The organism is Prescottella subtropica, from assembly GCF_005434945.1.
In the GTDB taxonomy this organism is placed as follows: Bacteria; Actinomycetota; Actinomycetes; order Mycobacteriales; family Mycobacteriaceae; genus Prescottella; species Prescottella subtropica.
Genome location: NZ_SKCH01000018.1, coordinates 44579 through 66549 on the forward strand (window position 1 = coordinate 44579; position 21971 = coordinate 66549).

The window sequence follows — 21971 nt, forward strand, 5'->3', positions numbered from 1 at the left end:
CCACTCCTCCCGAACACCCGAAATCGGGCTATTGACCAGGGTAAACGACACGTCCCCCCGGAGCCGAATGGGTGGTCGCCGGCGGTGGGCGTCGGGGAGGCGCCGGCCATGCGCAGCCGACACGGGACGCCAGCCGAAGGCCACCGCGGAGAAGGAACAGGCGGTGAGCGCGAGACCACCGCTCACCGCCTGAAATGCCCGTTTACCTGGTGTGATGACACGTCCCTACATGACGCGACGAGCCTTCATCTCGTCCTGCAAAGCCGATTCCTTCACGACGTCACCGGTGGTCGGAGCATGGACCATCTGCCCACCGCCGGAGTAGATGCCCACGTGCCCGGGCCCGTTCGGGCCCCAGCCGCCGAAGACGAGGTCCCCGGGGCGCGCTTGGTCGAGGGGAATCTCGGTGCCGACACCCCACTGCTGCTCGGAGGTACGGGGGAGCGAGACCTTCCCGGCACTGGCCGCATGCACCGCATACGAGGTGAGTCCGGAGCAGTCGAACCCGCCGCTGGTCGGGCCGCCGATCCCGCCGCCGCCCCACACGTACGGGGTGCCGAGGTATTCGCGTGCGGCGGTGACGACTTGGCCGCTGTCACCGGACGCCGTGGGGACGAACTGTCCACGCGAGTTCGGGTTGGTGAAGGCCGCGCGAGCCGCGGTGATCTTCTTGACGTAGTTCTGCGTCTCTCCGTAGGGCGGGATGCCGCGGTGCATCTGGACGGCGCCCGGGCCCGCGTTGTAGGCGGCCAGCGTCAGCTCGATCGGGTCCCCTGAGATCGACGAAACATCCTGGTAGAGCGCGCACATGAAGTGTGCCTGGGACATCACCGCGTCGGCGATCGAGTTCGGGTCGGCCTTGCCGTCGTCGTCGTAGTCCTTGCCCCAGGTCGCCCAGGTGCCGGGCATGAACTGCGCCGGGCCCAGCGCGCCGGACGGGGAGACCGGGGCGTCCTTGCCGTAGCGGAAGTTGTTCTCCTGTTGAAGCTGCGCCGCGAGAAGTGGCGAATCGATCTCGGGGCACACCCCGCCGGCGCGGCGCAGCCACGGCTCGAACTCGGCCGGGACGGTCCCGAACGCCAGTTCGCCGCCGCCGGCCATGCCGAAGCCGGAGCAGTCGGCCGTGGACCGGGTGGCCGCGACCAGCTGCACGTTGCTTCCGCTGGCGGGGGAGGGGTCGAGGAATCCGCCGCCGGTGCCGTTCTGTGTGGCGATGTCCGGCAGCAGCGAGACAGGGTCGATCGCGGTCCCGCCCTGGAGGCGGCCGCCCTGCCAATACTCGAAATGCAGGTGCGGACCGGTCGATCCGCCGGCGTTGCCGATGTCGGCGATGTGGTCGCCGGCCTTGACCTGCTGCCCGGGCGTGACGTGGATGCCGTTGGCGAACATGTGGCCGTAGACGGTGCTCACGGGCTTGCCGTCGACGTTCGAGTCGATGACCACCCAGTTCTCGAACCCCACGCCGGGGCCTTCACCCGACGATCCGGCCTTGACGACGTTGCCGTCGAGGGCCGCGAGGATCTTCGTGCCGACCGAACCGGCGAGGTCCGCGCCTTGATGCTGGGCCCCGCCACGAGGGCCGAACCCAGAGGTGTAGGTCGTGGTGCCGGTCTCGACCGGCATCCGGATCGGCCCGGACGCCACCAGCTCGAGATCGTCGGCGATCGAACTCGACCGCTCCTTGTCGCCGGGAACCGTGCGGCACGGGTCATTCGGAAAGACCGGCGCCCCAGAGCACGCGGAGGTGCCGATAGCGATCGCGGCGGCGCCGGCCAGCAGCAGCGCCCGACGAGCGCCGCCGCTGGTCACCGTTCCCCCGGGATCGGGGTGTCGAGATCCGGGATCGGGATCGGGCCGGTCACCGGGACAGGGCTGGAGTCACGGCTCGGCAGATCGTCGTCCTCATCGAGGTCGACGGTCGGTTCCGGAGTGGTCGACGTTGCAGAATCCGTCCCCGAGCGAGACGGTTTCGCGGCCGTCGACGTGGGTGCCGCCGTCGTGGTTTCCGGCGTCGATGTCCGCGGAGCCTCCGTGGACGCCGGCGGGGCGATCGCCGCGACCTTGGACAGATCCAACGTCGGCAACGGCGTACCGACCACCCACCGCTTGCCCCCAGCCTTCTCCTCGACCGTCAGGGACAGCTTCATGTCCCCGGCCTGCGTGGGGACCACTACCTGCACACCCTGGGCGCCTGCCGGCCCGTCGACGAGAGTGCTGACCGTCGGTCCGGTGATGACGACCGGAGTACGCGGACGGGCCGCGATGATCGTCTCGCCCGGCCGGTCGACGGTGTAGCGGCCGAGAGTGCTCGCCCACTTGCTGTCCGAGGCCGTGGTGTCGACGAACGCATGCGCGTACGACATCGCGGTGGCCGGCGCGCTCGACGCCACCCACGCCGCGGATTTCGCTACGGCCAGCGATTCGGAGACCTCGTCGAGGTCGTAGCTGATCGTGTCGGTGGTGGCCACAGGCTCGGCCGTGCTGTCCGCGCCGTCCGCGGCCGTTGCCGGGGCAGGAGTTTCCCCGAAGGCGGCGCCGACCGCGAACAGCACCACCATGACCCCGACCACCGTGATCGCCAGGTTGGTGCGCGAGTAGAGCACCCACCGGCGGATCGGTGTCAGAACAGGATTCGTCGTCATCGGCTGTACCGGTCCCCTTCACGCGTACGCGGCGCCGCGGCCATCCACACACGGGCGTTCTGATCAGGTCTGATCGGCGACCGGCGCGGCGAGGAAGTCGTCGTGTCCGCACTGTTCTGGCCACGTGAAGGGGAGAAGACCTTCATCGGTGCGATAGCCGAGCGGTCACCGCCGTCCCACTGTTTCCCGACGCTGGCGCTGAGCAGTTCCTTGCGGGCCCGGCGTTCCTGGACCTTGGCGTCGGCCTCGTCCTTGTCGAACCGCTTCCACGCAGTCGCACCGGATTTGGCTGCCTGATCGGCATCCTTGGCATCGATGCCGCCCTTGCCTTGGGCCATGTCCCGGCTGGCCACGGCCGCGATGCCGGCGATACGCGCGTCGCGTTCGGCGACCTGCCCGAGTCGGTCGGCGCGCCCACCCAGCTGCGCCTTTCGAGCAGCGGCCCGGGACTGCGTGAGTGCCTGCTGTCGCTGGTTGTTCAGCGCACGGCCTTCCGGTCGCGTCGCGGTCATTCCGTTGCCTTGGTCCTCGGCGACGCCGTCGTACGGGCGCCGGCGGTTGAAACGATCGCCGGCCTTGTCGGCAACCTTCCCTGCGGCAGCTCCGGCCGGTCCTCCGACTGCGGCGGCGGCCGCGGTGAACGCCTTGCGTTTGATCGCCTGTTTCGCGCCGCGGGCCTTGCGGTTGACCATGCTCGCGGAGTTCTGGCTGAACGTCTGGGACATCCTCTTGAACGGCCGCATGATCGCCCAGCACACGACGGTCAGCAGGATCATGAACCAGAGCCGCCAGGTGCCGTCGACGTTGCCGTCGTCGTTGACGTACAGCTGCACCAGCGCCATCAGATAGAGCGCGACGATCACGGAGGCGGCGACGCCCCACATGTAGGCGGTGCCGAGCATGCGCATGATCCGGGACAGCCAGCCGCCGGAGGCGATCGCGATCGGCACCCAGATCGGGGCGAACAGGATCGCGAATCGGATCGCCAGCAGCGCCACGAGCTTCAGGATCGACGCGCCGATCCACAGGATCGACGGCATCGAGAGCTTGATCATGGCCAGGAACCCGGTACCGATGCGCCCGGATTCCTTGCCCTGGAACTGGTGATACGAGAGCTGGTAGTCCTTATCGAGGTCCTCGACGATGTCGCGGAACTTGTCGGCCTTCTCCTCGGCCAACTCGGCCTGAGCCTTCGGGTCGTCCTTGACCCGGGCCTGCTCCTCGTAGGTGAACGCCAACGCATCCCGCAGTTTCGGTCCGAGCCCAGCAGGGTCCAAGGTCGGGTAGTTCTGGCCGAACCAGCCCTTACGCCAATCGTCGAGGAAGATCTTGTCGATCAGCACGTTGCGGGGATCGGTGGAGCCACCGGCCAAGGTGCCGCCGTCATCGCCGAACGAGATCGAGAAGATCTCGCCCTGGGTGTCCTTGATCAGCCACCCGAACGTCTCGTCGGCCACCTGGACCGCCTTCTGCGGCGCCCCGACCATCAATGCCCCGAGAGCCATCCCCGCCATCGCGACCGCGGAGGCTTTCGTGACACCGGCCGTATCCGCCTTGAGCGACTTCCACAGGATGATCGAGGCCACTACGACCAGGCCGATACCGAGCCACTGCCCGTAGATGCCGCGCATTCCGTCGCTGATCGAGTAGACGATCCGATCGAAATGCCCGAGCGCCGAATCGATGCCTTCCGCGGCAGCCTGCTGCCCGGTCTTGGTCTGGTCATCGAGCCAGAACGCCGCGGCCGCCAGCGACTTGCCGATCGTCATGAACGTGTTGCCGAGTGTGGTGTCCCCGACCGCGTCCGGAGCCCGCACCAGGTCCGCGCCGCACCCGAGGTCGTAGGTGTGCCACTTCAGGCCCGCCCACCCGTACGTCTCGTACCCGGTCCCACCCGCGCGGGCCGGCCGGTCCGCGGAGTTCGAGTCGAACGTCGTCTCGATGACCTCGTTCGGGAACTGCGGTGTCGGGACGTCCTTGCAGTCGAACCCGGCCGACGCGACACCGCTACCGAGCCCGACAACCGACATCGCGGTGAACATCAGCACCGCCAGAACACGCCCCAGAAGGCTCGCACGCCGCCCGAAACGGTGTGCCGTAGACGATCGTGTGGATTGTGCGGCTTCTCGCCGCAGAAGCCTCATGCCGCACCGCCGCGGGTCGCGCGGGAATCCAGTGCCTCGAACACGTGCGCCAGGTGCACGAAGTGCGTCCAGTCCGAACGGATCAGCTCGATGTCGTCGGCCATCTTCACGATGAACCGGCGCGCCTGATCGAGGTGCTCGGTGTCGGTGTCCTCGTCGAGCGTGTCCTCACCGCCGCCACCGAGACCGGCGAGCAGCGACTCGTAGCCCTCACCGGCGGGCAGGTTCAGCAGCTTCAGGGCGCCCTCGATCGCGTGGGCGTTGCCGCCGAGATCACCGATGATCACCTCGTACGTCAGTGCCGACTTGTCGTCGCTGCCGTCGACACCGAGGTAGTCGTCCGGCAGCTGCGAGCACACCAGCGCACGCACCTTGAACTTGCGGCTGTCACGCGCGATCCGCAGGTTCAGGGTGCGGCCGGCACCGGTCTGCTCGAGGTACTTGTTCTCGTCGAGGAACAGCACCTTGCGCTCCCAGCGCGGCAGCTCGTAGATCAGCCGGTTCGCCATCCACGCGGCCATGTGCATCAGCGGGCCGGCCATCCGCTGCTGCGGCGTCCACTGAGACGGGTCGGTGCCCTCGGGCGGAAGCTGAAGGCCCGGCATCGTCAGCACCGTCAACCGGATGCCGTCGTTGACGACGTCGTCGGCGTTGCCGGTGCTGCCGCGCTCGGGGAACAGGACACGGGCCTCGGCCAGATCGGACATCATCGTCAGGTCCTGGTGGACAGACCGTGCGCAGGACCGCAGATCGACGTTCTCGTCCTGGGTACCGATCTTCTCGATCGCGTCGAGAACTTCCCGCAAGTTGTGGTGCCTCTCGCCGCCGACCATGTTCGCCGCCGTCTGAAGGACCGTCTCGGTCCATTCGTGCTCGAGACGGGCGGGCGTGAGCATCATCTTCAGCACCGACACCGCCACCGAGATCCGCTCCGCCTCGGCCGCACGCAGATCCGCCTCGTACTGCGCCTGCGCGGCCGCGACCGGATCGGTGTCCTCGGCGTAGTCGGCGCCGGTCGGGTCGTACTCCGGATCGGTGCGACGCGGATCGACGATCACCCGGTACGGATTCAGCGAGCCCGGACGGGACGTGCGACCGGTCAGCGCCTTCACTTCGGCGATGCCACGGAACTCCGGGAGCTGCGCGAGCTTCTTCAGCGGTCCCGACGGGTCGAGCACCACGCCGTAGGCGCCGGCGCGCACCGCTTGGTAGACGAGCACGCCGGCGAGGAACGTCTTGCCCGAGCCCGGGACAGCGACGATCGGTGTGAGGCCGGACTTGTGCTTGGACTCGTGCGCGGCAAACAGGTTCCACACCGCGGGCCGCGGTGCGATCGACGCGGTCTGACCGATCACGACACCACGACCATCACCGATCCGGTCGCCGACGGTGCCCATGCCGGCCGCGAGCGCTTCGACGTTCATCCGCCGGCAGTGCGCGATGTTCGCCAGCGGCTCGCCGGGGATGAACTCGCGCAGCAGCTGGTACTGGCCGTGCTCGTGTTCGAGGCGGATGCGCGGCGCGTACATCTCCTGCAACAGCGAGACCTTTTCCTTCGCCTCCTCCGGCGTCGAGCCGACCACGAGAACCCGGTAGAAGCCCTCGGTGCGCACCGACAGGCCCGAGTGGTCCTCCTCGATGTCGGAGATGACGCGCTGAGCGATCGCGTGCTGCTCGGCCAACTCCTGCGGCGGCACCTGGTCGTGCTCGACGGTGTAGTGGTCGAACTGTGCCTCGATCTCCGCGGTGCGGCGACGCAGGTTCCGCAGCGTCTGGGCCTTGGTCTTGAGCTGAATGCGCTCGGACCATTCAAGTGGTTCGCCGGACGGGTCACCGACCACCTGCCAGGGGAGCATCTTCTCCGGGATCGGCAGCGGCGCCATACGCCCGACCGTCAGCACGATCGCGTAACCGGTGTAGTCCCGGCCACCGACCTGACCGTGCACGGTCGTGTAACCGTCGCCGGGGGTCAACTCCAGGTTCGCCAGGTCTTCGAGCGCGGCGACGTCGGACTCTTCCCAATCGCCTGCACCAGAGATCACGCCGTCCGCATCCAACGGCAGCCCGAGCGTGGCCGAACGCAGCAACAAGTAGTCCATCTGCGCCGGGGTCGCGGGCCTGGCATTCACGCCCTGACCGGACAGGTGACGCTCGATCGTCGCAAGGTGATCGGCGATCGCCTTCTGCTCGTTCAAGTGCGCATCCCGCGCCCACTGCTGCACCAGCTTCGCGAACCGACCGAGCAACGGTGCATCGACGACCGGCACCAGCCACTGACCGACCCAGTCGAGGCCCTTCGCCATCATCGAGCGCGGCGGCAGCTCCACGCCCCAGTAGCGGCCCTTCATCGTCGGGTTGCCCCACAGCATCGCGTGCTGCTGACCACGCAGATAATCCGCCCACGACAGAGCGCCGGGAACGTCCGCGATCGGCTCGGCCCACTCGTCATGCTTCTGCGCCCACTGGCGCACCGGCCACGGCGTGCGCACCAGCCGGCGATGCAGGCCCGTCACGCCGGACTCGGCGAGGTTCGCCAGAACCAATCCTTCGTTCTGGATGTAGCGGCGCTGCTTGCCGACCGGGCGCATGTTCCACGGGCCCGGCTTCTGCACGAACCACGCGGTCGACTGCTGGCGCGTGCGGGTGACGTTGCCCTCCACCCCGACCAGCGCAAGGCTCACGGCCTTGCGTTCACGCTCGCTGCGCTTCTTCGCCGCTTTCGCCTGCCGCGTGAACTCGGCATCCGAGCCGGAGCGATGACCACGCTTCTTCTTCCGCCGGCCACCCTTCCCGGCCGGTTCCAGCCCCACGTCCGGGCTGGGCGCGGCCGGCGGCACAGCGACAGGTTCGGGAGCCTGCGACCACGCCAGTTCCTGCGGGGCGACCGGCGCGGGTGCAACCGGTGCCGGCGCGCCGCGGTTTGCTGCCATCGCCGCTGCCCACGACGGCGGCAGCGCACCCGGCGGAACGACAGCCGGTTCGGGCTCGTCGAAGTTCGGATCGAACAGCGCAGCGATGTCGTTCTCGGACTGCATGGTCATCGGGGAAACTCACCTTCGATCGGAGCGGTAGCGGGCGCGCTGCGCTGGGCGCGGACAGTGGCAGGAATACGAAGCACGACGGTCTGACCGGGCTTCGGTGGCCGCGGGGCGTTCAGGTCGTTCCACGCGGCTCTGAACACCGACCGGATCGGGCGATCAGCGTTGACGACCTTCGTCACGCGCGCGGTCAGCACCACGGTGATCAGAACCATCACAAGCAACGATCGGAATCCGAGCGGGACGTGCACGATGGCGCGGGCGATGACGAACACCGTCACGAAGATGGCGACACCGAGACCGACTGCCGCGTACCGCAGCCGGAACGGGAACGTGAAACCGGTCGGCCCGAGGTAGTGCCGGTCCACCCGGTGGAGCAAGTCGTCATTGTCGATCACAGTCGGCTTCCTTCGATCGTGAGTCGGTGATCAGGTGCAGCGGGGTCAGACTTGGATGCCGATGAGGCCGAGCATCCAGTTGCCGATTCCGGTGGCCGCGTTCTCGTTGCTGGCGATGGCGAAGAACGCGATACCGACGAGCGAGAGGCCGCCGACGGTGAAGACCTTCGACAGGTTGCCGCGCAGACCGCCGACGAGAACCGCGCACGCGACGAGCGCAAGGATCGTGAAGACGATGTTGTCGCCGATCCAGTCGCGCACACCCCGGGTGTTGACGTCGGTCGACTGGGCCAGAACGTCGACACTCGGATGCGTGAGTGCAAGATCGACGACGGTTGACGTGAGGGACATGAGGTTTCTCCATCGCTGAGAGTCGGGGAGGGCACCTGAGAAGTGGTGCAAGCGACCGTAAGTCGAGTCCGCGATTTTTCTCAACGAGGTACCCCCTCGCATGCACCTGTCGCGCGTGTGCTGTGCGCAGCTGGGACCATCCGGCGTCGATGCACGCAGAGGCAGGTTTGGTGGACGTGTGTGCTGAGCCGATGCGCACGCGGAAGTCGGCGGTCCAGTGACGTTGCCTACGAACCCCGTTCGAGATACCCGGTACAGACGTGGTTGCGCGGCGCCGGGACCACGCGGCCGGATCGCGGTGCGCACACGCGGATTCGATGCGGCTCGCTCACCGCCGGGACGCGCACGCTCTTCACGCAGTCGGATACGGCCCCGGAGGCGGCCTCCGCGGCAGGTGCGGGAGGCGGTGCCGGTGCAGCCTGTAGGACCTGGGTGCATCGGGGTGCTGAGATCACGCGGTCGGCAGCGGTGGAAAAGGGCGCCGGATTCGGCGCCAGAATCAGGCGGCAGAATCGAGCGCTCGAATCGACCGGCCCGCGCCCACCCCCCTTACGGGGGGCACTCCGCCCCCTGGGACTTCGTCCCAGGGGGCGGAGTGTACATCCAGAAAACGCTCCGCGCCAACGCTATTCACAACCGCCCAGTTCGCGCGCTATCTGAAGCGCTCCGCGACCGCTGAGTATCCGCCGTGGCGGACGGTTGCTCGTGGCGGTGCTCCGACCGCTCGTCCGGGCGGTCCGCGGGCGCTGTCCGAACCGCTACGCCGACCGCTCGAACGAGCGGTGGACACAGTGCCAGGCAGAGCGGTGGATCGACCGCGCATCAGTGCGCTGCAACGAACGCTCAATCGAGCGCTGAACGAACCGCTCTCACGCGAGATCCGGGCAGCTGATCGAGCGCTCGTAGTCAGCGGCACGGCAGCGATCCGAGGGGCGTGTGGACCGCGCGCTGTTCCCGCGTGCTGTCCAGCGGTCCCCGCTGCCGAGTTCGACGCACAGCGGGAGGCGTTGCGCGAGACTGCCGTTCGGTCGCGGCAACTGAAACCGCTGCGTAGGGGACCTGCTTGAGGAAAAACGCGGTTCTCTGCCAGTGTTCTTGTAGGCGCCTCTCCGACGGTGTCCGGAGAACATCGACACCAACGAAAGGCGTAGGCGGTGAGTGGAAATCACGACCCGATGAAGGACTGGATCGTCGCGGCATGGCGCGACATCTTCGGTGATTCCGGCGACGGTCGCAGCAAGCAACTCGGCGAAGACGGCCGGCCGACGCAGATCCGCCGCTTCACGCCGCTGTCCCCGTTCGCTGCTGTCGTCGCGGGTGTCTCCGTGTACGCGCCGCGCATCGCGGACGCCGCGGCCGGCAACGAGGCGGTCGTCGACGCCCTGACGACCCTGCACGGCTACCGGGTGCTGCTGATCGTCGTGACGGTCGTTCTGGTCGTCGGTGACGTCGTGCGGCACCGCATGCACAGGTGGTCGCAGATGCTCGAGTCGATGGTGCGCCAGTCCACCGGACACCTGCCGAAGAAGATCACCGTCGCCGCGCCGACCACACGGCTGGCGTTGCGCCGCGCCACGATCAAGATGCACCGCGGAACCGTGATCCGGCCCAAGCAGTTCGAGGAACTGGCCCGCGCCGTCGAGGATGCGTTCCCCGCGGCCGGTGAGCAGGAGGTCAAGGTCCGCCACGAGGCGCACCACGACCGCATCCTCGTCACCCGCGAGACACCGGCACCCGATACCCGCTCGGATCGTCAGAAGGTGCTCCAGGAGGCGATCGACGACACCTCGATCTTCAAGGACCCGAAGGTCACCGTCGAGAGCGTCGACGAGGACGGCGTCGAGACCGGCTACCGGATCACGTTCACGATGTCGATGAACGCCGGCGCAAGTGGTTTCCAGATGAAGGTCGAGGAATCACTCGCATCGCTGGCCGGCGAACACGAGTCGGGCCGCAGCTGGACCACCGACTGGTACCCGGACAAGGGCTACCTGATCATGCGTCTCGTCGCCCCGATGCCGACCCGCGTGGACCACCCGCTGGAGCTGGTCGACGAGAACCTGCGTCACCTCCCGTACGCGACCGCGGCCGCCGACCGGATCATGTTCTGGGACGTGTCCACCAGCTCGAACAAACCGCACTGCCTGATCGTCGGTCCGACCGGTGGCGGTAAGACGTCGGTGATCCGCACCCTGCTTACCGAGGCCGCGCGCCGCGGCATCCCGTTCGTCGGTGTCGATCCGAAGATGATCGAACTCGACGGCCTCGAGGGCTACCCGGGGTGCGGGGCGATCATCTACGACGCGCTCCGCGCAGCGATGTTCGTGCGTGCCCTGCACTCGGAAATGACTGCCCGCAACACCTACATCCACGAGATGAAGATCGAGGGCTCGCAGCTGCCGCTGATGATCGCCGTCCTCGACGAGTTCTTCATCCTCTCCGGCAAGTGGCAGCGCCTGATGAAGACCGGCGACGACGAGACCAAGGAACAGCTCAAGGAACTCGACCCACTCGGCGCGTGGGCCGACCTTGCGGTGCTCGCCCGTTCGGCCGGCATCCGACTGCTCCTCGGCGTGCAGCGTCCGGACGCGTCGCTGTTCGGTTCCTCGTCCGGCAACGCCCGCGACAACTTCGGCACCCGCATCAGCCTCGGCAACCTCTCACAGGACGGTGCGCTGATGCTCTGGGGCGACTCCACTGTCGGCCGCACCGTCGACACCTCCGTCAAGGGCCGCGGCGTCGCGCTCGGCGACGACGGCAACCCCGTCGACGCGCAGATGTGGTGGACCCCGAACGTCGACCGCCACCCGAACAAGTGGAACCAGCTCTCCGAGGGCGAGAAGGCCATCATCGACGGCCTGCATCCGACAGAAGCGCCGGCGTTCACCTGCTACTCGACCGAGCTGGCCAACTTTATCGAATCCGAACGCGCTCTGGCCAAGCGGGCCCGCACCCACGGCCGCGCTCTCGAACCGGTCGTCATCGGCGCCGACACCAGCGACGACGACACCACCCCGAGCGCCCCCGCACAGGCCCCGGACGCGTTCGTCAAGCCCGAACCCGCACCGGTCATCGACGACGACCTCCCGGACGTCATCCCCGCCTCCGCCGTCGAGGCCGGCATGACCGTGCTGATCGATAACGAAGACGGCGAACTGGTCCCCGTCACCGTCGACGCCGTCGATGTCTCCCGCAGTGCGGACGGCACCGTGACCGAGACCGTCCTGACCGTCGGCTCGGGCCGCGTGAAGACCCGCATCACCTTCGATGCCACCGGCGTCGTCATCCTCCCCGAACCCGACCTCGCAGGAGCGTCCGCATGACCACACCGAGTCACCCTGCTCCAGCCTTCGCAGCGTTGACCGAGGCAGCCATCGCCCAGCACTGGGCATCGATTCCCGAAGCCGAGCGCGAGGAAATGTGTGCCAGCGCGCGCCTCCGGATGGGCGACTACCAGGCGCCCGCGCCGACCTTCTTCCGATCCTGACAACCGAAAACCCGAGCAGTACCCACCACCGAAAGGACTCACCATGAGCCGCCGTATTTCCCAGTCGATCACCCCCACCGCCGACGACGTCGCCGCGCTGCGCGGACCGTTCGTCGCGAAGGGTGCGAACGACCCCGTCATCAAGGAGCTGCGTGACTTCCTCAAGGACGCCGCGCCGGCGTGGCTGGCCAAGCTGTCCGAGGAGCAGGAGCTGACCCGGGAACGTCTCGCGGAGATCCGTGAGGCATCGGCGAAGCGGCGTGTGGTCATCGAGGCACTGCCCGAGGGTGCTGCACGTGACAAGGCGCTCGCTGATCTCGACAAGACCATCGAGGTCGTCGACGAGATGGACACCGCACTCGCCGGCGCGAGCGCCTTCGCCTGAATCGAACGCTGACGATGTCGCTGACCATTGAAGTCGAGATCACCTCCCCGACCACTGCCCGCGCCACCCTGGCCAACATCGACGCGCCCCCGCAGGACCTGACGGTCCCCGAGGGCGAATCCATCGGTAGCGCTGTCCATGAGTTCCTGATCGGCATCGCTGCCGACCAGGGCGCCGACGTCGAGGTCGTCTACATCACCAAAAAAGGGACCCGGTACATGACCGTCACGCCGGGCGGGGAGGTGGTGACTCGGACCCCGAGTACGCCCATCCCGGTTGTGACGGCCGCTCCGGCGCCGGCGGTTGTGGAGCGTGTCTCCACGCCGCCGGCGGGCCCGGTGACCGTGACCGCAGATCCGATCCCCCCGGCACCCGCCGAACTGGAACCGGCTCCTGCGCCGGCGCCCGCGGAGCCGATAGCTGTCGCCTCGGTGCCACGTCCGGCTGTCGTACCGGCAGCGGCCGCTCCGGAGCCGCAGCCGCGTCCGCAGATCCCGGCCCAGCAGCCGGCCGCGCAGACGGTGCCGCACCCTGCCCCTGCCCCGATCCCGCCGCAGCCGGCCGCAGTCCCCACAGGCCCGGTCACCGGCCCGATCACGGGCCCGGTGGAGGTGCTGTCGCAGCTGTCGGCGCCCCGCGTGAACCCGACCGCGAACGACCGCGCACAGCTCGGTCTGCGTGGCCGGGTGAACGCGGTCCTCGGCCTGAAGCTCGCCCCGAAGGCGGATTCGCTCGAGATACGTCTGCGTGGCGCGCAGGCGACGATCACGCGACGGCTCCCGGAGGGGGCGTTAGTCACCGTGGCGAACGTCAAAGGCGGAGTGGGCAAGACGCCGATGGCGATCAGCCTGGCCGAGACGGTCGCCGAGCACCGCGGCCCGGCCACAACCGCCTGCCTCGACCTCGGGGAGATCGGCGGCAGCTTCGCCGACCGCGTCGCCGTGCCCCCGGAGACCGGGCAGGACGTCGTCAGCCTGATCGAGGGAATCGACCCGGGCAGTGAGGTGCGGCCCGCGGCGCTGGCCCGCTACCTGACCCGTCAGCCAGCCGGATCGGACATCCTCGCCGGCCGGGTCGGGGCGACCGCGCCGCTGAGCTACACCGACGCCGCCGCGGCCGGGGCGATCCTCGGCCGGCACCGCGAGGTGATCGTCGCCGACACCGGCAACGCATCACTGTCCGGAGGCTGGCAGTGGGCGATCGCCTCCGCGCACGCGGTCATCGTCCCGGTGCCGCTGCGCCGTGACGCCGCCAAGGGCGCCCAGCACGCGCTGGCCGACCTGGCCGCCGCCCGCCCGGATCTGCTGGCCCGCACCGTCGTGGTCATCACCGACGGGCCCGGAGACGCGCCCGTCGTGGAGACCGAGGCCGTCGACGCGTTCACCGCGCTGGGCGTGCGGGTGTGCCGGATGCCGTACGAGCCGCTGTTCGCGTCCGGTGAGCGCATTCCGCTGACCCAGCTGCGCCGCGAGACCCGCGCCGCGCTGACCGTGCTCGCGGCGACGGTCGTCGACCTGATGGCGGGTGCTGAGTGAGCTGATGTCGATGGCCCAGCCGCAAGGCGCTGGTGCCGACCGCCCGACCCCCGAGAAACACCAGAAGACCCGGCCCTCGGGCCACAGATGAAAGGCGATGCTCGATGAGCACCAACCTCCACACCGGTAACCGCGCCGCCCGTCGCACGGGTGGCCGTCACCGCAAGGCCCAGCAGCAGGCCGGCGTCGCGCTCGTCGCGTCCGCCGCTGTCGCGGCCGGTCTCGCTCTCGCCCCCACCGCCGGCGCCGATCCGATCCAGGGCGGCACCACCGGCGGCAACATCCAGGGCGGCACCACCTCCACCCCGGCGCCCGCCCCGGCCCCGGAGCCGTACGTCCCCGAGGCGCCGGCCGAGCCGGTCTACTGGGTGGAGGCGCCGGTCGTGCAGCCGACGTACGTCCCGAAGCCGAACTACGACTACGGCACGAACACGTACACCGGTTACTCGGACTACGTCGCCCCGATCGACTACACGCAGCTGCACGCCCCGGTCGCGGTCGAGCCGGCCCCGATGTACATCGCCCCGAAGGGGACCGTGATGATCGGCGACTACCAGACCGTGCAGCCGAACTGGATGACGGATGAGGACCTCGAGCGCACCAACAACACCGCTGAGCTGATGCGCTCGCAGGTGTCGACGGCGTGGCGTTCGGTCGGTGTCGAGCCCGAGCGCGCGGACCGGGTCGCGGCCGCGCAGGTCGGTGGCGCGGCCGTCGGCGCCCTCACCGGTGCCGCGATCGGTGCCGTCCCGGGCGCTCTGCTCGGAGGCAACATCGGCGGCAACGCCGGCCTGGCCATCGGCGGGCTCGTCTCGATCCCGCTGCCCCCGCCGCTCCCGGCGGCCGTCGTCGTGCCCACCACCGTGGCCGGTACCGCAGCCGGTGCCGCGATCGGCGGCGCGATCACCGCAGTGCCGGGCGCGATCTTCGGCGGTGCAGCTGGTTTCACCGCCGGCACCGCGTTCGGCGGCGGTGACGACAAGGGCGAGCCGATCCCGTTCGATCTTCCGGACATCGACGAGGCCGCGATCACCGAGCAGACCGAGACCACCCTGACCCAGTGGGAGCAGTCCGGTCCGGTCGGTCAGGCCGCTGCGACCGCGGTCCGTGACACCGTCGCCGCCGCCCCGGCGATCGATCAGCAGGCCCGCGACTGGGCGGCCGCGCAGCCCGGCGGCCAGCAGGTCGTCGACGCGATCGACGGCGCTCTCGCGCAGTTCGGTGGCGGCTCGGCCGGTGTGGCCACGCAGATGATCTCGGGCGCCATCGGCACCGGTATCGGCGCCTGATCCAGGAGGTGGGTGCAACACCATGAAGCTCAACAAGAAGACCCCACGGCATCCCGCCGTCGTCGATCTCCTCAGTGGTGCGCCCACCACCCCTCCGGGCGCGGCCGACACCGCCGCGCCCGGAGGTCCCGCCGCCACGCTGACCGCGCCCCCCGTCAGCGGCGACGGCGGGAGTCGGCCACCGCGGCGGCCGAACAAGAAGCTGCTCCTCGGTATCGCCGGCGCGGCCGCGGTCGCGGTCATCGGCGGCACCATCGCCGGGAAAATGATCGGCAGCGGCGATCACGCGAACACTGCGAACGGGGTGACCGTCACCGCGGACGACGAGGACACTCTGCCGATCCTCGACCTGCCCACCACCACTGCGGCCCCCACAACGACCTCCACCGACGTCGGCGACGAATGCCGAGCCGACCGCGGCGACCAGAAGAGCGCCGCCGGCGTGATCTCCGCGTGGAACCACGCCTACTACATCCAGCGCGACGCCGTCGCCGCCCGCGCCCTGGCCACCCCGAACTCGTCGGTGCTGCCGGCCGACCAGCTTCAACCGTTCATCGACGGCGTCCCGGTCGGCACCACGTACTGCCAGCGGCTCAAGGAACTGTCCGAGGACGTCTACCTCGTCGACCTGACCGAACTGCGACCCGAAGGCCCGAACCGCGGCACCCAGACCGTGACCACCCGGGAAATCGACGGCAAATGGTTCGTCGACGTCTTCAAATGACCACCGAAGGACCACCATGACCAGCCCCCACCGCTTCACCCGCCCCGCCGCGGCCGCCGCACTGGCGGCGGCCACGGCCGCGGCCCTCGTCGCCTGCGGCAGCAGCGATGCCCGCGACGCCGCCGCGGTCACCACCTCGACCAGCGGCACCATCGTCACCGACACCAGCACCGACCTCGGCAGCATCGTCATCGGCTGGGGAAACGCCCACTCGGACACCGAGATCACCACGCCGAAGCCCGACGAGGTGACCGCCCGCTGCACCGGCTACGGCGACGACCTGGCCGTCGACATCACTGCCCCGCACGGCTGGACGATCGGCGCCCGCCACGGCTCCCAGACCCTCACCATCGCGAACACCGACCAGAACCTGCCGGCCGCCGACGTCGACACCACCAACCAGTACCTCGACGTCCTCCAGGCCGTCGACTGGTCCCAGACCGACCAGCTCGACATCGCCGCCACCACCGACGCCCCCTCCGACTGGCCGCGCACCCACAGCGGCCGCATCCAAATCTCCATCCACATCGACTGCCGCTGACCAGCGCAAACGACACGTCCCGCACTGAAGGAGCCTGCACCGTGATGACCCGCCCCCTGTTCTGGAAGCGCACCTCGACCGTGCTCGCGGCGACGGCCATCGCCCTCGGGGCGGCAGTCGTGCTGCTCCTTGCCGCGGCCCTGATCACCATCTCGATCGTCGTTTCCCGGCCGTCCGAATCCTTGATCCCGGACCTCATCCCGTGGGGCGAGCCCTGGATGGTCCCGGCCTGGGTGATCGCCATCGTGGCCGTCGGTCTCGTCAGCTTCGGCAGCCTCGCCGCAAGCAGCCTCGCGAACTGGCTCCATCGCCGCGAAGCATGCGCATAAATGCCGCCTGACCAGCGCACATGACACGTCCCACTCCAGGTGGGCGCGGCGCCCCTCGATCCTGATGTCCCGGATCGGGGGGCGCCGTTGTCGAATCGAACGAAACCGCCGTTGAGCAGCATGGATGACACGTCCCGGCCGCAGCGACCAATAGCAGATCAGCGGTAGCGAACACGAGCGTCATCGGGGCCGAGTACCCCGGGGCCCTGGACCGGTCCTCTCGACCCTGGCTGCGATGGCCACGGCCGGTGGCCTGACCGCACGGCGTCGCCCCTACGGGCATCTACCCGATGTGACCTGCGGCGATGACACGTCCCGACGTGTGAGCCGAAACGACGACCGCCCCCGCCTCACGAGGGCGGGGGCGGCCGATGCGCTCGGGACGTCGGTTCACGGTCGGCAGCGGGAGCAGTAGGAGCCGGACCGGTTCGAGCGGGGCCGGCTGCGGCATGGTCACGTGGCCGACGCTCCGCTGTCCGGACAGTTGCCGTCGGCGTGCGAAACGATGCTGTGACCTGCGGTGATGACACGTCCCGGCGGGGCAGATGGTCCGCCGATGATCGGGTCGTGGCTCGATTACGTCCCCGCGTTCGGTCCGATGATGCGCCTGAGTGTGGCGCGTGAGGTCGACCGTTCATGGAAAGCGGCTGTGACCTGCGGTGATGACACGTCCCGGTGAGGGAGATGGCTACTCGGCTGCGGTGTCGGTGTCGGTGTCGGTGTCCTGGGTGCGCCGGCGGGTCTTGCGGAGGTCGGTCCGGGTGCCGCGGCCGGGACGGTTGCGGGCCCATTCCTCGATCTCGCTGCGCTTCCACAGTGGGGTGCGACCGATCTTCTCGACCGGTTTGGGGGCGTGGCCGCGGTGGACGTAGCTGTGGAACGTCATGGGCTTGATGTCGTCGCCGGTCAGCTCCTTGAGCAGGGCTAGGCACTGGTCGGTGGTGAGGCGATTCGGGTTCGCCATGTGAGGGGCCTCCTGGTGGTGGGAGGCGGTGGTGGGGGCGCCTCCGGGTGATCCGATACCCACAAACTTTACATAGTTGGCTTGCGATGTAGGAAACACCGACCCCGGGTTGTAACTATGCAATGAACTATTGTAAAGTTGGTTCCGGAAGATGCACCACGGGAAGGGAAACCACATGACGATCATCACGGTCACCGCAGCACTCGCCCTCGCGGCACTGCTCGTCTGGAAGATCGGCGCCCCGGTCGCCCGCTTCGCCGGCGCCCTGATGGTCGTCAGCTCGCTCGCCTTCATCGTCCTCGGCGACCCGATCGGCGACCGCCTGCCGTGGCTGATCATCGGCGCACTGGTCTGGCTGGCCGGTCACTTCCTCGCCGCCTACCAGCACCGTTTCTGGCGCTCACGGCTCGCCGAGAGCATCGTGACCCACACCCCGCTGCGCTACCTCGACCCCGTGGGCGGCCACGAAGCGCGCACCGCCCGCGCCGAGCGCAAGGCCTGCGCCGCCGCTTCGACCGACACCGAGACGGACGCCGTCGACGACGCCGACACGGAACCGGTGGACCACTTCGCCGCATGGGAGCGCGAACTGGCCGCCGACACCACCCCCACGAAGACCGCTCCGGCGAAGACCACCCCCGCCCGCACGCCTGCCCGTAGCCCTCGCCCCGTGGTCAATCCGCGTCCCTCCCGCGCTGCCGTCTACGGCAAGCGCGCCGCGAAGGCCGCCGGGAACCTCGCCGCCCGCAAGGTCCCAGGCGTCCGCGCCGCCCGCTCGGCCTGGCGGTTCGTCCGCTGACCCGAGCCTCTGACCTGCACCACTTCGACGACAGACAGGACCTGCGCATGTCCGCACTGACCATCACCCACACCCACGCCGACGGCGCCCTCATCGACGGCACCGCCCGCGGCGACGGCACCGCCCCGATCCTCAAGGCCAACCGCTGGCGCTGGTCCCGCAACCTCGGCTCCTGGTACATCCAGAACTCGCGGGACCGCCACGCCAAGCTGCACCAGATCAACGCCACCGCCGAGCAGCTGCGCGCCGCCGGATTCACCGTCGAAATCGAGATCGACGACACCTACAGCCAGGTCGCCGACGTCGAGGCCGACAAGATCGCCCGCCAGCAGGGCCGCGTCGACGCCCTCGATGCCAAGGCCGACCGCAAGGCCGACGCCGCCGCCGCGGCCTGGGCCGCCGACAAGGCCGCGACCGCCGCACTGCCCGAGGGCGGCGAGCCGGTCAAGGTCGGCCACCACAGCGAGGGCCGCCACCGCCGCGCGATCGAGAAGTCCTGGAACGCCCTCGGCAAGGCCGTCCACGCCGAACGCGACGCCGCCACCGCCCGGGGCCGCGCCGACGCCGCAGCGAAGACCACCGACCACCGCTACGCGCCGGTGACCGTGGCTCGCCGGATCGACAAGCTCGCCGCCGAACTCCGCCGCCTCGAGCGCACCCGCGACGGCTACACCCGCACCCTGTACACCAACTCCCAGACCGGGCAGAAGTACGTCGAGACCCACGCCCCGGCCGACGGCGCGCACCGGGACCGGGTCCTCGCCGAGATCGACCACACCGCCGACGAACTCGCCTACTGGCAGGGCGTCCGCGCCGGACAGATCGACGCGGGCACGGTCTCGCCGTACAGCCGCGACGTCGTCGCCGTGGGCGATCAGGTCCGCTACGTCGGCACCTGGCACGAGATCCGCAGGGTCAACGCCAAGTCCGTGACCATCGGCTCGATCGTCGGCGGCAGCTGGACCGACCGCATCCCCTACACCGAGATCCGCGGCCTGCGTGACGCCGACGGCAACACCGTCCGCGTCGTCGACGGCCAGCGCGTCATCGAGGCCCCCGCCGAGACGGCAGACAGCGTCGACGCCGCCTGACCGCCCCCACCGTGCCGGGGCGCCCCGCGACCACCGCAGGGCGCCCCCGGGGCGCGCGGACACCGGAAACCCGGTTCCCGCAGTGAGCTACGCACGACCACCCGAACCCCCCGACAGAAAGGGCCCACCGATGACCGATGCCCGCACCAACCGCTACGGCGACACCATCGCCGTCGGACAGCACTGGCTCGACCCGGCCGCCCGCGACAACCGCCGCACCCTGCGCGTCGACGGCTTCGAGGACGCCGGCTCCCTCGGCACCGTCGCCGTGTGCACCGTCGTCGCCGTCCACGACCAGAGGGCCGGCACGGTCACCCACCCCGACCGGGTCGTGCAGATCAACGTCGACCGCCTGCACACCACCGCAGCCGGGAAGGGCTACCAGCTGGCCGCCGGCGCGATGACCGTCCGCGTGGCGGACTGGCGCACCTCTCCGGTCGGGCACGCGGACATCCGCACCGTCACCATCGACGCCGTCTGCCCGACGTGCAGCGGTCCGCGCGGCGTGCCGGCCACCCACAACATCGAGGTCGACGGGCAGCGGCTCTCGTGCGACACGTGGGACAACCCGTGCGGACACACCGACCGCTACCACCTGGTCCTGGCCGAAGCCGAGCGCATCGCTGCTGCGGTGTCGGCGGGGTAGGGGACCATGTCCGGGACCGAGGAGAACACCGTGCCCACCATCGACCTGACACCCCGCCAGTGGGCGACACGGATGCTGTCCCCGGGCGCGGCGTGCATCCTCGACGTCGAAACCACCGGCCTCGACGGAGCGATCATCGAGATCGCGGTCATCGACGCCGCCACCGGTGAGGTCCTGCTCGACACCCTCGTCGACCCGGGCGGCGTGCCGATCGAACCGGACGCGCACGCCGTCCACGGCCTGACCGCCGCAGACCTGGCCGGGGCTCCGACCTGGCCACAGGTCCACCCGCGTCTCGCCGCCGTCACCGCAGGCCGGACGGTCCTGGCCTACAACGCGCCGTTCGACCGCGACCGGGTCCTGCACGACTGCCGCCGGGCCGGAATCGACCCGGGCCACCTGTTCGACCCGGCGCGCTGGCAGTGCGTGATGGCCCGCCGCTGCCAGGCCGCCGGCCTCGGCCTCGGTGGCCAGCTCCGGCTCGACGGCGGCCACCGCGCACTCGCTGACGTCCATGCCACCCGCGTCCTGCTCCAGCAGCTCGCAGGTGGACCCGACGTTCATCGAACGCCCGTCGTCCGGTAGCGGAAATACGCCTTCACCTGCATAAATGACACGTCCCGGCGCGTAGCTGGAGCGGATGATCGGTTGTTGCCGGGTATCGAGACACGTTCTCGGTGCCCGGCAATTGTCGTGTGCACCAACGCATCCCGAAAGGGGTGTCTACCTGCGTCGATGACACGTCCCGTCGCGGCCGGTGTCGGTCGGCTGCGGTTCCCTGGGTTGCAACAATACAATATGACTTTGTATAGTTCAGTTCGTCGGAACCACCCACTGAAGGAGCCATCGAATGCCGAATCTCGCTGCCGCCCAGCTCAACACCATCGACATCACCGGAGCGCCGATCTCCGGCGACATCGCCGAAATCCTCACCGTGACCACCACCGATGCGGGCATCACCGTCGACCTCGCACTGACCGACGGCCGCACCCTCGAGGCCGTCGACGCCCTCGACATCACCGCGCGATGGGTCGGCCAGCCCGCCGCCCTCGTCGCCGCCTGACCGGACACAGACCCGACACCACCCACCCGCCCACCGAGGAGGCCCCCATGACCGCCACCACCGCGCTGCCCACCGGCTACGCCACCGAGATCGACGGCGCCGCCGCCCTCGTCGTCGGCTACCTCGATGCCTTCCCGCGCCACCCGCACCCCGGCACGATCGTGCGGACCTTCGACGGCGCTCACACCGTCGCCGAGGCCACCGGCGTCATCGGCACGCCGCTCTACGCGCTGGTCTCGGTCACGTGGGCCACCGAAGTGACCACCGTCGAACGCGACGGCACCACCCGCACCGGCTACGCCACCGGCTGGCTCGGCACCCCGCAGGGCACCACCTGGTACCTGCACCCGGCCACCTACGACGCCGAACTCGGCTTCTACGCCCTCGACGGCGACCGCCGCTACGCTGCCAACGGCCACGAGGCCGCTGTGCCCGCCGAGATCCGCGACGCGGTACGCGCACTCGGATGCGGCAGCGACGTTCCCGCCGCAGCCCGCGTCCACAACTTCCCCCTCTAGTCCCGGTCGCCCCGGTGGGTGCCGCAC

The 21971-nt window shown here is 69.4% G+C and carries 21 protein-coding genes; 14 read left to right on the top strand and 7 right to left on the bottom strand.

Annotation, left to right across the window (positions count from 1 at the left end):
* Nucleotides 1–225: 225 nt before the first annotated feature.
* Genes E0497_RS15215 through E0497_RS15240 form a run of 6 tightly spaced genes read right to left on the bottom strand, consistent with a single transcriptional unit; the run spans nucleotide 226 to nucleotide 8573 of the window.
* Complete coding sequence (locus tag E0497_RS15215) at nucleotides 226–1809, bottom strand: peptidoglycan DD-metalloendopeptidase family protein (protein ID WP_137725631.1); 1584 nt, start codon at nucleotides 1807–1809, stop codon at nucleotides 226–228.
* Nucleotides 1806–2642 carry a hypothetical protein gene (locus E0497_RS15220; protein ID WP_137725632.1) on the bottom strand — a complete coding sequence of 279 codons (837 nt, stop codon included), beginning with the start codon at nucleotides 2640–2642 and terminating at the stop codon, nucleotides 1806–1808. Before E0497_RS15220 ends, E0497_RS15215 begins: the two co-directional genes overlap by 4 nt.
* The gene (locus tag E0497_RS15225; RefSeq protein ID WP_137725633.1) at nucleotides 2639–4786 is read right to left on the bottom strand and encodes a DUF1700 domain-containing protein; all 2148 of its coding nucleotides are present in this window, start codon (nucleotides 4784–4786) and stop codon (nucleotides 2639–2641) included. Before E0497_RS15225 ends, E0497_RS15220 begins: the two co-directional genes overlap by 4 nt.
* Complete coding sequence (locus E0497_RS15230) at nucleotides 4783–7827, bottom strand: ATP-binding protein (RefSeq protein WP_137725634.1); 3045 nt, start codon at nucleotides 7825–7827, stop codon at nucleotides 4783–4785. The genes E0497_RS15225 and E0497_RS15230 overlap by 4 nt, the downstream gene beginning before the upstream one ends.
* A complete protein-coding gene (locus tag E0497_RS15235; RefSeq protein ID WP_137725635.1) occupies nucleotides 7824–8222 on the bottom strand; it encodes a hypothetical protein in 399 nt (132 codons plus the stop codon). Before E0497_RS15235 ends, E0497_RS15230 begins: the two co-directional genes overlap by 4 nt.
* 45 nt (nucleotides 8223–8267) lie before the next feature.
* Nucleotides 8268–8573: a hypothetical protein gene (locus tag E0497_RS15240; protein WP_137725636.1), complete on the bottom strand. Its 306-nt coding sequence runs from the start codon at nucleotides 8571–8573 to the stop codon at nucleotides 8268–8270.
* Between the two features lie 1154 nt (nucleotides 8574–9727).
* On the opposite strand from E0497_RS15240, the gene E0497_RS15245 reads away from it, so the two are divergent.
* The 8 genes from E0497_RS15245 to E0497_RS15275 all read left to right on the top strand — a co-directional run bounded on the left by E0497_RS15245 (nucleotide 9728) and on the right by E0497_RS15275 (nucleotide 16863).
* Entirely contained in the window at nucleotides 9728–11896 is a 2169-nt protein-coding gene (locus E0497_RS15245; protein WP_137725637.1) for an FtsK/SpoIIIE domain-containing protein, read from the top strand.
* Complete coding sequence (locus E0497_RS20450) at nucleotides 11893–12060, top strand: hypothetical protein (protein ID WP_161987426.1); 168 nt, start codon at nucleotides 11893–11895, stop codon at nucleotides 12058–12060. Before E0497_RS15245 ends, E0497_RS20450 begins: the two co-directional genes overlap by 4 nt.
* A gap of 43 nt (nucleotides 12061–12103) precedes the next feature.
* Nucleotides 12104–12445: a hypothetical protein gene (locus E0497_RS15250; protein WP_137725638.1), complete on the top strand. Its 342-nt coding sequence runs from the start codon at nucleotides 12104–12106 to the stop codon at nucleotides 12443–12445.
* Between the two features lie 14 nt (nucleotides 12446–12459).
* Entirely contained in the window at nucleotides 12460–13980 is a 1521-nt protein-coding gene (locus tag E0497_RS15255; protein WP_137725639.1) for a CpaE/TadZ family protein, read from the top strand.
* 104 nt (nucleotides 13981–14084) lie between these two features.
* A complete protein-coding gene (locus E0497_RS15260; protein WP_137725640.1) occupies nucleotides 14085–15269 on the top strand; it encodes an insoluble domain protein in 1185 nt (394 codons plus the stop codon).
* Nucleotides 15270–15291: 22 nt separating this feature from the next.
* Entirely contained in the window at nucleotides 15292–15993 is a 702-nt protein-coding gene (locus E0497_RS15265; protein ID WP_137725641.1) for a DUF8176 domain-containing protein, read from the top strand.
* Nucleotides 15994–16009: 16 nt separating this feature from the next.
* A complete protein-coding gene (locus tag E0497_RS15270) occupies nucleotides 16010–16534 on the top strand; it encodes a hypothetical protein (protein ID WP_137725642.1) in 525 nt (174 codons plus the stop codon).
* Between the two features lie 44 nt (nucleotides 16535–16578).
* Nucleotides 16579–16863 (top strand): hypothetical protein, encoded by a 285-nt coding sequence (locus tag E0497_RS15275; RefSeq protein WP_137725643.1) that lies wholly within the window; start codon nucleotides 16579–16581, stop codon nucleotides 16861–16863.
* A 688-nt stretch (nucleotides 16864–17551) separates the two neighbouring features.
* Here the strand turns inward: E0497_RS15275 and E0497_RS15280 are convergent.
* Nucleotides 17552–17827, bottom strand: a complete 276-nt coding sequence (locus E0497_RS15280) for a helix-turn-helix transcriptional regulator (protein WP_137725644.1) — start codon at nucleotides 17825–17827, stop codon at nucleotides 17552–17554.
* 175 nt (nucleotides 17828–18002) lie between these two features.
* Between E0497_RS15280 and E0497_RS15285 the strand changes: the two genes are divergently transcribed.
* The 6 genes from E0497_RS15285 to E0497_RS15310 all read left to right on the top strand — a co-directional run bounded on the left by E0497_RS15285 (nucleotide 18003) and on the right by E0497_RS15310 (nucleotide 21944).
* On the top strand, nucleotides 18003–18626 hold the full coding sequence (locus E0497_RS15285) for a hypothetical protein (RefSeq protein ID WP_137725645.1): 624 nt from the start codon (nucleotides 18003–18005) through the stop codon (nucleotides 18624–18626).
* A gap of 47 nt (nucleotides 18627–18673) precedes the next feature.
* Nucleotides 18674–19717 (top strand): DUF3560 domain-containing protein, encoded by a 1044-nt coding sequence (locus tag E0497_RS15290; protein WP_137725646.1) that lies wholly within the window; start codon nucleotides 18674–18676, stop codon nucleotides 19715–19717.
* A gap of 130 nt (nucleotides 19718–19847) precedes the next feature.
* A complete protein-coding gene (locus E0497_RS15295) occupies nucleotides 19848–20363 on the top strand; it encodes a hypothetical protein (protein WP_137725647.1) in 516 nt (171 codons plus the stop codon).
* 6 nt (nucleotides 20364–20369) lie between these two features.
* Complete coding sequence (locus E0497_RS15300) at nucleotides 20370–20948, top strand: 3'-5' exonuclease (protein WP_241665914.1); 579 nt, start codon at nucleotides 20370–20372, stop codon at nucleotides 20946–20948.
* Nucleotides 20949–21213: 265 nt separating this feature from the next.
* On the top strand, nucleotides 21214–21426 hold the full coding sequence (locus E0497_RS15305) for a hypothetical protein (protein WP_137725648.1): 213 nt from the start codon (nucleotides 21214–21216) through the stop codon (nucleotides 21424–21426).
* A 47-nt stretch (nucleotides 21427–21473) separates the two neighbouring features.
* Complete coding sequence (locus E0497_RS15310) at nucleotides 21474–21944, top strand: hypothetical protein (protein WP_194150322.1); 471 nt, start codon at nucleotides 21474–21476, stop codon at nucleotides 21942–21944.
* Nucleotides 21945–21971: the final 27 nt, after the last annotated feature.